The sequence below is a fragment of the Stenotrophomonas sp. P5_B8 genome (genome assembly GCF_054049855.1).
On sequence record NZ_JBFULO010000100.1, the window covers coordinates 1 to 11285 of the forward strand.

The 11285-nt window shown below is 67.2% G+C and carries 12 protein-coding genes; 6 read left to right on the plus strand and 6 right to left on the minus strand.

Annotation, left to right across the window (positions count from 1 at the left end; genetic code table 11):
* Positions 1 to 377: 377 nt before the first annotated feature.
* From ACXJKH_RS07935 to ACXJKH_RS07950, 4 genes are all read right to left on the minus strand, one after another.
* Positions 378 to 947 (minus strand): XVIPCD domain-containing protein, encoded by a 570-nt coding sequence (locus ACXJKH_RS07935; protein WP_457319025.1) that lies wholly within the window; start codon positions 945 to 947, stop codon positions 378 to 380.
* Positions 848 to 2764, minus strand: a complete 1917-nt coding sequence (locus ACXJKH_RS07940) for a peptidoglycan-binding domain-containing protein (protein WP_457319015.1) — start codon at positions 2762 to 2764, stop codon at positions 848 to 850. Before ACXJKH_RS07940 ends, ACXJKH_RS07935 begins: the two co-directional genes overlap by 100 nt.
* A gap of 53 nt (positions 2765 to 2817) precedes the next feature.
* Positions 2818 to 3417, minus strand: coding sequence for a lysozyme inhibitor LprI family protein (locus ACXJKH_RS07945; protein WP_457319016.1), 600 nt, complete (start codon positions 3415 to 3417; stop codon positions 2818 to 2820).
* Between the two features lie 182 nt (positions 3418 to 3599).
* Positions 3600 to 4220, minus strand: coding sequence for a lysozyme inhibitor LprI family protein (locus ACXJKH_RS07950; RefSeq protein WP_457319017.1), 621 nt, complete (start codon positions 4218 to 4220; stop codon positions 3600 to 3602).
* 320 nt (positions 4221 to 4540) lie between these two features.
* On the opposite strand from ACXJKH_RS07950, the gene ACXJKH_RS07955 reads away from it, so the two are divergent.
* From ACXJKH_RS07955 to ACXJKH_RS07965, 3 genes are all read left to right on the plus strand, one after another.
* Positions 4541 to 4915: a hypothetical protein gene (locus tag ACXJKH_RS07955; RefSeq protein WP_457319018.1), complete on the plus strand. Its 375-nt coding sequence runs from the start codon at positions 4541 to 4543 to the stop codon at positions 4913 to 4915.
* Positions 4916 to 4993: 78 nt separating this feature from the next.
* Entirely contained in the window at positions 4994 to 5953 is a 960-nt protein-coding gene (locus ACXJKH_RS07960; protein ID WP_457319019.1) for a cation diffusion facilitator family transporter, read from the plus strand.
* A 158-nt stretch (positions 5954 to 6111) separates the two neighbouring features.
* Complete coding sequence (locus tag ACXJKH_RS07965) at positions 6112 to 6567, plus strand: hypothetical protein (protein ID WP_457319020.1); 456 nt, start codon at positions 6112 to 6114, stop codon at positions 6565 to 6567.
* 72 nt (positions 6568 to 6639) lie between these two features.
* Here ACXJKH_RS07965 and ACXJKH_RS07970 read toward each other — a convergent pair whose 3' ends face one another.
* Positions 6640 to 7467: a cupin domain-containing protein gene (locus ACXJKH_RS07970; protein ID WP_457319021.1), complete on the minus strand. Its 828-nt coding sequence runs from the start codon at positions 7465 to 7467 to the stop codon at positions 6640 to 6642.
* A 112-nt stretch (positions 7468 to 7579) separates the two neighbouring features.
* Between ACXJKH_RS07970 and ACXJKH_RS07975 the strand changes: the two genes are divergently transcribed.
* From ACXJKH_RS07975 to ACXJKH_RS07985, 3 genes are all read left to right on the plus strand, one after another.
* A complete protein-coding gene (locus tag ACXJKH_RS07975) occupies positions 7580 to 8005 on the plus strand; it encodes an organic hydroperoxide resistance protein (RefSeq protein ID WP_306175506.1) in 426 nt (141 codons plus the stop codon).
* A 134-nt stretch (positions 8006 to 8139) separates the two neighbouring features.
* Positions 8140 to 8586: a lysozyme inhibitor LprI family protein gene (locus tag ACXJKH_RS07980; RefSeq protein WP_457319022.1), complete on the plus strand. Its 447-nt coding sequence runs from the start codon at positions 8140 to 8142 to the stop codon at positions 8584 to 8586.
* A 40-nt stretch (positions 8587 to 8626) separates the two neighbouring features.
* Positions 8627 to 10399 carry a peptidoglycan-binding protein gene (locus ACXJKH_RS07985; RefSeq protein WP_457319023.1) on the plus strand — a complete coding sequence of 591 codons (1773 nt, stop codon included), beginning with the start codon at positions 8627 to 8629 and terminating at the stop codon, positions 10397 to 10399.
* A gap of 219 nt (positions 10400 to 10618) precedes the next feature.
* On the opposite strand, the gene mmsB is transcribed toward ACXJKH_RS07985, so the two are convergent.
* Positions 10619 to 11285, minus strand: a 667-nt coding sequence (gene mmsB / locus ACXJKH_RS07990) for a 3-hydroxyisobutyrate dehydrogenase (protein ID WP_457319024.1), incomplete at its 5' end; no start/stop codon positions are given.

Here is an 11285-nt window from a genome sequence, read left to right on the forward strand (position 1 = left end):
CAAGCACACCGCCGGCCTGCTGCCGCCGCGCACAGGTGACGTGTACGACACGCGGGACGTGGCCAGCTGGTGGGATGGGCAGCGCAAAGCGACCGCCGCCTGACCCAATAAGAAAGGCCGCCCATGGGCGGCCCTTCTTCGATTGCAGCTGCGGTCAGCGCCATAATTGTGCCAGACGCCCCGAAACCCTTGACATATCTACCTGTCGATCCGGTCCATCATCGGGGCGACGGACAGGCGCAGGGAGGCGGCGTAACGGGCGGTGGCGGACGTCATCGGGCGGCGTATCGGGGAAAGACCGGCATTGCCAGTGAGATCAATAGTTTACACCGCCGGCCTGAACAACACGGCCGGCGGCGTGGTCGCCCGCGGCGACGCTACTGTCCGCGTGCCCGGCTCTGCGCCTGCTCCTGTTCCTGTGCCTGCTGGCCGAACTGCTTGTCCAGATCCTCCACCTGCCGCGTGCTGGCTTCCACCGGCTGCGACACGGCCTGGGTGCGATCCACGAAGGTCCGCACCGAGGCCGGGTCGCCCACCGTGCCCTGCACCGCGAACAAGCCGCTGCCATCGGGCCGAGCAACCACGTGGTCGATCTGGCGCATGCCCGTGACCTTGCTTTCGTAGGCGAGCTGGCCGGCGGCGCGTTCGGTTTCCTGCGGGTTGGCGAACAGCGGCGCCAGACCTGCAGCGACCCGCTGCTGCTCCAGCACCTGCAGCTTTTCCAGCGCCTGCCCGAAGCGCGCATGCTCGGGATGGGACGGATCGCGCAGGCTCGGCGGCGCCGGCGGCGGTGCAATCGGGTCTGCCTTGGCCGGGGTCGCAGGCGTGGTCGGCTGGGCCCCCGCCCTTACCGCCGCCGGCGCGTCCAGCTGCGCCAGTGTCTTGCGGCCGACCTTGCCGTCATCGTCCAGGCCATTGGCAGACTGGAACTGTTTGACCGCCGCCAGGTGTCCTTGCCGAAGACACCATCGGCCGCCAGCGGCTTGCCGTCTGCGCCCTGATACCCCAGCGACGACAGCTTCCCCTGCAACGCCTTGACCTCGTCGCCGCGCTCGCCCTGGATCAGCACGCCATCGGCCATCGGGGTGGTCCGCGCGGCGTGCGCGGCCTGTGCTGCCTGCGGCCCCTGTGCGTGAACGGTGCCGCCCAAGGTGATGCGGTCGTTGAGCACATCGCCCAGATAGCGGCGGAACTGGTCCGGCTCCAGCTCGATATGCGCATGCACCGCACCCGGCGTGCCGGCATCGGACTGGCGGATCAACGGCGCACCGTACTCCACGAAGTCGCCGGTCTTGTACGGCGTGGTACCGCGCGCGCCATGCAGCACCTGGCCCACCAGTTCGCGCTGCGGGTCGCCCGGGGGATGGCTCCAGATGCTGATGGAGTTCCACTTGTCCGCGTTGACCTGGACGTAGCCGGCGACCGGGTTGGGGATCATCACGCGGCGGACGCCGTCCGGGTCGGTCAGGATCAGATCCTTGTGGACCAGCGGGATGCCATTTCTATCACCACGGGTACGAACAGTTTCCAGTTCGCCTTCCACGATCTGCGACGGGCGGTCGGCCTTGCTGGCGTTGCCGGTCCGCACCGCTTCGCTGTTGGCGTTGGGGTGGTGGATCTTCATCTCGCGATATGCCGCCTCACCCGACATGCCGTGGGCAATGACCCGGTTGGCGGTGACGTTGCCGAACGGTTCCACGAGGGTGATGCGGTCGCCCCCGGGCGCGGCGGCCGTCCTGGCGCCGCCGTGCTCGGCGCCAGGACTGGGCTGTCGCTGCGGCGGGACGGCCTCACTGCGTGGCGGCGTGGCCGCCGGCTCACGCACCGCGCCGGCCAGTGCGGCAAGCGTGGCACGCCCGGCTTTTCCATCCTCCTGCAGTCCCTGCGCTTTCTGGAACTCACGCACTGCGTGCTGTGTATTGGCGCCGAAATTGCCGTCAGGGTTCAACGCCTGCCCGTCCTTGCCGGTGTAGCCGGCCTGGACCAGCTTCTGCTGCAACGCCTGGACCTCGGCGCCCCGCTCGCCCTGCACCAGCATCCCATCGGCCATCGCTGCACGGCCGCCACGCGCTGCGGACGGACGATGCGCCGGCTCGCCGAAGGCCTGCTCGTAGCTCTTGCCCTGGTAATTCTGCGGCGCGTGGTTGACATGGTCGTAGCGAGCCAGGGAGACCAGCTCGGCCTTCTCATTGAGCGCGCGGTCGCGCAACGCGTCCCATTGTTTCGGGGAACTCTCGAAATGCCTTTGCACGTTGGCGTGCTTGTAATCCTGCACGGCACGCACGATCTGCTCATCGGTCAGCGCAGCGAGGTTGAAGTCTTTTCCATGCGCTTCGGCAAGCCCCTTCCGGAAAACCGGCAGGGTGAGTCCCCGATACTGCACCGATGTACTCCACAGCGCGTCCTGCACCGCCGGACCGCGCCCGGAGAGGTCCACGCCGGCCTTCTGCAGGCGGCTCATCTGAACGTCGTAATACTTGTGCTGGATGAAGTCGTGCTGGTCCTGTGCAAAGCCCGCAGGGTCGGCCTTGGCGACCTCTTTCCAGCGCTCGGTGAAAGCCGGTGTACCCGGCTGCAGACCCGCAAATCGGTTGCCGTAGCGGGAGCTCGCCACATACTCCGCCGCGCCGCCCACGTTGGTGGCGTACTGGTAGCTGCCGTACGACACGCCACCATGATCGCCTGCCCCGGTGGACACATGACCAGGACCACGGCCGCTGGTTTCAAAATGCGCGGAGGTCTGGCCGCGGTGCCAGTGTTCCATCCTTTGCTTTGCCTCAGTCACGACATCCATTTGCGGCACTCCTTCGCTGGGGTTTACTTCGACGTGATGGACGTGAGCTCATCGGCGCGGTTGGCCATGCGGTTGAGCCGGCACGATTGCGCATCCAGCATCTGACCCTGCCCCTCTTCTTCGGGGTTCCAGGTGCAATAGCGATCGGTGTCGTCCATGTAGGCCGCCTGCGCGTCCATCAGCGCATCCTTCTCCTTGCCATCCGGACCTTCCACGATCTTGGCGAACGCGGCGCGCAGACGGCTGCGCTGATAGGCGAACTCTTCATCGCCACACGCCTGCAACGCAGGCGTAGCACCTCCGCTGGCATCCACGCAGGTGTCGTACGACGGGCGGAGATTTGCCTTCCGGTAGGAATCATCGGGGCGGCGCGGCGACACGTCGTCGTCCATGGCAGCAGCGGCCGTGCTTTCAACCTCAGGGGCCTGCTGCGGGGCGGGCCGGTGCACCTCGGCAGGTCCGGACGTGGCAGCGCCGGGCGATGCGACCGCTCCTGCCGGCGTGGCCTGACCGGAATCGGATGCGTGACACGCAACCAGCCCGATGCTCAGGACCAGGGCCGTCCAGCGACGCCCGCCGACGATGGCGCGGTGACACTCAGAACCTTTGCGCAACATCTGCATTTTGTGCTTCTCCTTTTGAGTGCCAGACGGCGCCGGCACGACTGTCTACTGTCGTGTTTCCATTCTGCGCAGCTTCCTGTTGCGACGCTGCGATCCGGGGCCAGCGGGTTGCCGATTGCCCGCCGCGACACTGCTTCGGCCCAGGACCTCACCGGCGCGTCCCGAGTCTGCGTTGCGAGGGATCACCTCAACGTGAGCGCTTCCAGTTGATCGGCGCGATTGGCGGTACGGTTGATCCGGCACGACTGTGCATCCAGCATCTGGCCTTGGCCGTCTTCGGCCGGGTTCCAGCTGCAGTGACGTTTCGTATCGAGCATGTAGGCGGCCTGGTCGTCCATCACCTCATCCTTGAACCGACCATCCGGACCGTCGGCGATCTTGCCAAATGCCTCGACCATGCGGTGCTCCTGCCAGGCAAGCTCCTCATCGCCACACGCCTGCAACGCGGGCGTCACCGCATCGCTGGCATCCACGCACGCGCTGTAGTGCGGGCGCAGGTTGGCGCGGCGGTAGGAGTCGTCGGGGACATCGGGGCCCATATCCTCTGCCTCCATGGCGAGGTCGGCGGCGGACAGTCCATGGGATGGCTGCCCTGCGGCCTGCGCCTGTTGGGCGGCGGATGTCGGCACTGCCGCGGGCACCGGCGCGGCCGCGCTGGAGGAGGCAGCGGGGCCGGTCGGCGTGCCCTCGCCGGCGTGGGGGGCCTGGCAGGCAGCGAGGGAAAAGCCCAACGCCAAGGTCATCCAACGTCCCTTCCCGGAGCCGATGAATGGGATGTCCCTACGATTGCGCTCTGCATGCATTACCAACCTCTCCTTGTTGATGGCCGCATGGCCTGCCACATCAGCGAAACGCCGGACTGGCGTCCTGCCAGCGGCGACGCAGACGCGTCGTCGGAGCGATTGTAAATCACCCACGGCGAACGGGCTGACTTGGGCGCGCGGCCGCTGGCGGGCCCGCGCGAATCAGACGTGCCTGATGGATCGAGTGGGCGCATGCGGCTCCTAATCATCGGCTCGACGGATGAAAGGGACCCTGCATGCTCAGGATGTTGGTGATGGGAGGGGATGAGCGCAGGCGACAGGGCATTGCCCGATCCATTGGACGGCGCGGTCCCATCCGCGTGGAGCTCGCCGGACGCCTGGAATGCGGCATCGGCCTGCTGGAGTGGCGACGCTACGATCTTGTGGGCGCGTTCGCCGAGCGCCAGTTGGGGGCGCGCTTTGCCGAGGCCTGTGTGTTGCAGCAGATCGCGCCGCAGCTGGTGATCTTCGGGCAGTGGCTGCAGGGCGCGCGGCTCAGCGTTGAGAGCGACATGCGACGGGCCGGGCTGCCGCCGCCGATCTTCGTGCAGGGCACGGTCAATGAAGATGATCCGTCGGCGTTCTGGAAGTCGCTGGTCGGCAGTATCCTGCGCGGCAATGGCACGGGCGAGGTGCAGACGGCGCCATGCCGCGCGCCCCGTGCAGCAGGGGCGCGCGCCGAGGCCGGCGAATGACCTGGTCGCAGTAGTCTTCACCGCCGACCAGCGCAACAGCGGACAATGGGCCATCGCAGCCCCACGCCCAGAACACCCATGACTGCCCTGCTTCGCCCCCACACCTTCGACCCCACCACCGAGCAGGGCGTGCTGCGCCTGTCCATCGCCGCCTCGCTGACGATGGCCGCCGCGGCGGTGGGGTTCGGCCTGCTGGCCAACTCCTCGCTGATCATCTTCGATGGCATCTACGGGCTGATCGATGTGGTGATGACCTGGTTGTCGCTGCTGGTGGTACGCCTGATCAGCCTCTCCACGAACGTGGATGCCTTGCAGTCGCGCTTGAACCAGCGCTTCACCATGGGCTTCTGGCACCTGGAGCCGATCGTGCTGGGCGTAAGCGGCACGCTGATGATCGGGGCGGCGCTGTATGCAGCGGTCAATGCGGTGGATGCGCTGATGTCCGGCGGGCGCGAGATCGCGCTGGGGCCGGCGATCCTCTTCGCAGTGATCTCGATCGTCGCCGAAACCGGATTGGCGCTGTTCGTGCGCCGCGCGAACCGGTCCATCGGCTCGGAGTTCATCGCACTCGATGCGAAGAACTGGGTGGTGGCCGCGAGCATGTCCGCCGCCTACCTGGTCGCCTTCGTCGGTGGCTGGCTGCTGGGCGGAACACCGTGGGCGTGGCTGGTGCCGTACATCGATCCGGCGATCCTGCTGGTGGTCTGCCTGTTCGTGATGGTGGCCCCGCTGGGCACGGTGCGCCAGGCGCTGAAGGACATCCTGCTGATCACGCCGCTGGACCTGCAGGCGCACGTGGATGCAGTGGCGCGCGCCATCGTGGCCCGGCACGGTTTCCTCGAGTACCGCAGCTACGTGGCCAAGGTCGGGCGTGGCGAGCAGATCGAGCTGTTCTTCGTCGTGCGCGCCGATGACCCGCCGCGTGCGCTGATCGAGTGGGACCGGTTGCGCGATGAAATCGGCGAGGCGCTGGGTGAGGAGTCCACCGATCGGTGGCTGACGATCATGTTCACCACGGATCGGGAGTGGGCGATCTGACGCGCAGCCACCCGATAGGATCGGCAAAGGTGAGCCGGCTGCACGATCGAGACTCGGAATTGGGCGAAACGACGTCGCTGTCGTAGCTTCTTGATGCCGCCAGTTTTGCGCGGCGAAACACATTGAATTTTCGATGTGACGAAAAAGGAGYAGGCCCAATGAGAAAACAACTGCCCTTACTGCTTGCCATGTGCCTCACCACTGCCGGGATCGCGTCACTGTCATCGGCAGCGTCTGCATCGGGAACGACCGTCATGGTGATCAGTCACATCTACCAGGCAGAACAGGTCGAGGGCGCCAGAATTCTGGACTGGATCGCGGCCCGATCCCCGGATCGTGTGCCGATAGGCCGGAATGGTGTTGTCACTGTCGAACGGATGAGTCACTTCATCGGTGCGATACGTAGCGCATCGGACACCCCCTTGCCTCCCGGCGGTCTTCCCGAAACCGGTCATCCCGGCGGGCAACACAAAGTGGAGAACACGCTGCCTGATGGCACGCGCCAGAGCTGGAGCTACCGATGGGTGGAACCATCAAGCGGCCACGGCGGTCGCTGGGACCTGACTGGCTACACGTACCGGATGGGCCACGATTTCCCAACGGACCCGCGTTAACAGGCGTCGATGCGATAGACCGGCGGAACCTCGTCGGTTTATCCGCTGCGGTACTAAGCGGCGTACAGGTCTTCAAGCGTACAGAGCCTGCTTCCACTGCCGCGGTGAATGCCCGGTCTGCGCCTTGAACGCGCGCGACAACGCCGCCTCGCTGCCGTAGCCGACGTCCACGGCGATGCGCTTGAGCGGCTGCCCCTTGCGCAAGGCCTGCTGCACCAGCCGCGTGCGCCAGCCCTGCAGATACTGGCCCGGGGTACTGCCGATGGTGTCGCGGAAGCTGTCGGCGAAGGCGCTGCGCGACATGCCGGCGCGATGGGCGAGCGATTCCAGCGTCCAGTCATCGGCCGGGGCCTCGTGCATGGCCACCAGTGCGTGGCGCAGGCGCGGATGGGCCATGCCGGCGAGCAGTCCGACACGCAGTTGGCCGCTTTCCATCAGCGCGCGCAGGATCTGGATCAGCACCACTTCGAACAGACGGTCGAGCAGGGCCTGGCGGCCACAGCGCTGGGCGAAGGCTTCTTCGAACAGCAGCGACAGTACCGGCTGCCCACCGTACAACGCGTCCAGTGGCAGGCAGATCACCGCAGGCAGCGCGGCAGCGACGGGATTGTTGCCGCCGCCTTCGAACTGCAGATGCGCGCAGGCGAAATCGGCGCCGCGCCGGGCGTCGGTGACGAAGCGGTGGGCGAGCGGGCGCGGGTACAGCAGTACGCTGGGCCGGTCGATCTGCAGCACGCTGCCGTCGGCATGCTCCAGACGCACCTGTCCGTCGCGGATGAGGTGCAGCTGGCCGCGTTCGCCGTCGGCGGCCAGGTCGTTGATGCCGCACAACGGGCCGGCGTGGAAGACCTCGGCGCTGACCGCAAAGCGGCTGAGCAGGGATTGCAGGCGATCGACCATGCTGGACTCTTGATCAAGTTTGGTAGACGAAATGTAACCCACCGTACCCAAGGATGGGTCAAAGTACCCCTGCCAACTGGCTCACCCCCCGTCCATCCCGCAGGAGATTCCCATGTCCATCGAAACCATTCTGTACACCGCCACTGCCACCGCCACCGGCGGCCGTGAAGGCCACGCCACCTCCTCCGACAACGTGCTGGACGTGCAGCTGTCCACCCCGCGCGAGCTGGGCGGCGCCGGCGGCCCGGGCACCAACCCGGAACAGCTGTTCGCCGCCGGCTATTCGGCCTGCTTCCTGGGCGCGCTGAAGTACGTGGCTGGCCAGGCCAAGGTCGCCCTGCCGGCCGAAACCACGATCACCGGCAAGGTGGGCATCGGGCAGATTCCGACCGGCTTCGGCATCCAGGCCGAGCTGCAGATCAACGTGCCGGGCCTGCCGCGCGAGCAGGTCGAAGAACTGGTGCAGAAGGCCCACATCGTGTGCCCGTACTCCAACGCGACCCGCGGCAACATCGATGTGACCCTGACCGTGCTCTGAGCGCGGCACAAGCGGTTCTGATCGGCCTGCGGCGGGCCGGGCGATGCCCGGTCCGCCGCAGTGGTTTTCGCCGTCAATCATGTGACGGCAGCCGTCAGACAGGCTTCGTATACTCGGCCACCAACGATGGAATGGTGGAGCACTACATGCTGGCCCAGTACACCCGTATTCCCCTGCGCGCCCTGCTGCTGGCAGGCCTAGTGGCCAGTGCCACCGCGACCGCTGCAACCGCGGCGGCCCCCGCCGCCTCCAAGGGCGTCAGCGCGACCTACACCAGCTGCGAACAACGCGCCCACGGTGCGATCGAACAGGCTGCGTGCATCTCCCAGGAGAAGACCCGCCAGGACCAGCGCCTGAACCGGGTCTACAAGCAGTTGCAGGCACGCCTCGATGCGCCGCGCAAAGCCAAGCTGGTCGCCGCGCAGCGCGCCTGGCTGACCTCGCGCGATCTCGATGGCCGCCTGGAAGCGGTGCTGTATGACGATTCGCAGCCCGGCAACCTCCAGGGCAGCCAGACCGACATGCTGCGCCTGAGCGCACGCGCCGACCAGTTGCAGCGGTACCTCGATCTGCTCGACTGATCGCAGGCGCCTCCTCTCCTACGACACAAGGATGTATGTCATGCCCACCAACATCGACACGCACAATCTGGATGCCACCTCCGGCGCGGTGTATTTCTCCGTCGGGCGTGGCACCGAAGGCGGACCGGCTTCCTACCACCTGGCCATTGCCGGCATCACCCAGGGCCTGCGCGAGCCGGACTGGGGCGTGGTCGGCAGCGTGGCGCAGAACAGCGGCTACAGCCTGGGCGCGATCCAGGTCGACTTCGGCCAGCGTGGCCGATGGCCGGTGGGCGCGATCGAAAGCCGCCCGCTGCAGGCCGGCGAGCAGACCTACGTGGATGCGGTGATCGACCAGGCGCAGGCCTATGCGAAGAGCCACAACCTGCCCTTCACCGAGGACCGCGCCGACCTGCGTGCGGACCTGCTCAGCCATGGCAATGGCCTGCAGGGTCGCAGTTCGATCCGCTTCCTCGATGAAGGCACCCGCGACAGCATCAACGCGTGGGCCGGGTCGAACGAAGGCAAGCAGTGGATCCACAGCCACATCGATTATCCGCAGGTGCGCAACGCGACCAAGACCGCGATGGACATCGTGGATGCGCATGGCAGCCAGATTACCGAGGCGCACCGCTTCGAGGCGATCAGCCTGCTGGCCAAGACCGCCAACCAGCTCCCCAGCCAGCTGCCGCGACTGCAGAAGGTGCTCGAGGACGGCGGCGACTACCAGGCGCTGCGCGACGAAGCCAGCGACATCCGTTCCCGCTACCGCTACTACGACGGGCCCAAGGCCGCCGACATCGCGGTGGGTTACGAAGATGCCTACGCGACCAACAAGGACGCGATGGATCGGGCGCACACCAAGGTGAGCAGCCCGGACTATTCGCCCGGTGGCGAGGGCCGCGATCCGGACATCCGCACCGCGCTGGAGCACATCCAGCCGGCCAGGCCCGCTGCGGCGTCGCAGGTGCTCAAGGAAGGGTCGCAGGGCAAGCAGGTGGGCAAGCTGGAAGCCAATCTATCGGTGCTGGGCTATACCGATGCCGAGGGCAAGGCACTGAACGCGGACAAGCGTTTCGATGCCGATACGCGCCAGGCGGTGGAAGCGTTCCAGCGCGCGCACGGGCTGGAGCCGGTGGATGGCAAGGCCGGCCCGGCAACGCTGGCGGCGATCGACCGTGAGGCGCGCCAGCTGCAGACCGAGCTGGCCGCGCAGGGTCATACCGACGCCAAGGGACGGCCGCTCGGCGTCGATGGTCACCTGGGCGCGGGCACCCGCGAAGCCGTGACGTCCTACCAGACCGCGCATGGTCTGGAGGCCACGGGCGTGGTCGATGCGGCCACCCGCGCGGCGATGGCCACGCCGGCCGCGCCACAGCGCGATGGCGCGCAAGTACCTGCTGCGGCACCCACCCAGCCTGAAGGCACTGGCGTGCGCCCGTTGTCCGATCCGGGCAATCCGCAGCACGTGCTGTACATGGAAACGCTGATGCGCGTGCATGAAGCCGAAGCGGCACGCGGCATTCCCTCCGGCCAGCACAGCGAACGCCTGGCCGGCGCGCTGACCGTGGAAGCGGTACGCGCCGGGCAGCACACCATCGACCGGGTGGAGTTCAACCAGGACGGTTCGATGGCGCGCACGGTGCAGGCCAATGCGATGCGCGACGAATCGGCGTTGAACCGCAACGGGGCGCCGGTGCCGACCGCCGAGGCGGTGAACCAGTCCCTGCAGGACAGCAGCGAGCGTGCGCAGGTCGCCGGTGACCAGCAGCGCGAGCAGCGCCAGATCGACCAGCAGACCCAGCAGCACGGTCCGCGCACCGCGATGGCCTGAACCGCCTGCAACAAAAATGGGCGGCTACCTGGCGTTGAAGCCGGGAAACCGCCCATCCCACCGCGGTGGATCCCGGGGCACTGCCACGGGATGCGTCTGGTTCCGGGGCACCGACCGATGGCCGATTCCCAGGGGATTCCCCGGTGGTGCCGGCCGCTGGCCGGCTCCACGCATACTTCAGGGTTCACGAGGTTGCCGCCCAACGGCCGGCACCACCCGTTATTTTTCGTTCGCGATCAGCTGCACGACGCTGGAGAAATCCAGCTTGCCGCGGCCGGCCTGGTGGTTCATCGAATACAGGTTGCGGGCCAGTTCGCCCAGCGGGATGGAGGCACCGACGCTCATCGCCGCTTCCACCGCCAGGCCCATGTCCTTGAGCATCAGGTCACTGCCGAAACCGCCGCTGTAGCCGCGCGATGCCGGTGCGTTTTCGAGTACACCCGGCCACGGGTTGCACACTTCGGTGGCCCAGCTGCGGCCGGTGCTGACCGCCATCATCTGCGAGAGCACCTTCGGGTCCAGCCCGTGGGCCACGCCGAGGGCGATCGATTCGCCGGTCACGGCCATGATCACGCCAAGGGCCATGTTGTTGCACAGCTTGGCGACCTGGCCGGCACCGCTGGCACCAACGTGGAAGATGTTCTTGCCCATCGCCTGCAGCAACGGGCGCGCGCGCTCGAGCGCATCGGCTTCGCCACCGACGATGAAGGTAAGGGTGCCGGCCTGGGCGCCGGCGGTGCCGCCGGAGACCGGCGCGTCCAGCATCTGCAGGCCACGCGCGGCAGCGGCCTCGGCGACCTTGCGCGCGGTGGCCGGGGCGATCGTGCTGCAGTCGATGACCAGCGCGCCGCCGGGGATGTCGGCGAGCAGGCCATCATCACCGAGG

Bases quoted from the DNA above. Each gene is read 5' to 3' on its own strand.
- ACXJKH_RS07940 (WP_457319015.1), bottom strand. From the start codon at position 2,764: ATGGAACACTGGCACCGCGGCCAGACCTCCGCGCATTTTGAAACCAGC.
- ACXJKH_RS07945 (WP_457319016.1), bottom strand. From the start codon at position 3,417: ATGCAGATGTTGCGCAAAGGTTCTGAGTGTCACCGCGCCATCGTCGGC.
- ACXJKH_RS07950 (WP_457319017.1), bottom strand. From the start codon at position 4,220: ATGCATGCAGAGCGCAATCGTAGGGACATCCCATTCATCGGCTCCGGG.
- ACXJKH_RS07960 (WP_457319019.1), top strand. From the start codon at position 4,994: ATGACTGCCCTGCTTCGCCCCCACACCTTCGACCCCACCACCGAGCAG.
- ACXJKH_RS07965 (WP_457319020.1), top strand. From the start codon at position 6,112: ATGAGAAAACAACTGCCCTTACTGCTTGCCATGTGCCTCACCACTGCC.
- ACXJKH_RS07970 (WP_457319021.1), bottom strand. From the start codon at position 7,467: ATGGTCGATCGCCTGCAATCCCTGCTCAGCCGCTTTGCGGTCAGCGCC.
- ACXJKH_RS07975 (WP_306175506.1), top strand. From the start codon at position 7,580: ATGTCCATCGAAACCATTCTGTACACCGCCACTGCCACCGCCACCGGC.
- ACXJKH_RS07985 (WP_457319023.1), top strand. From the start codon at position 8,627: ATGCCCACCAACATCGACACGCACAATCTGGATGCCACCTCCGGCGCG.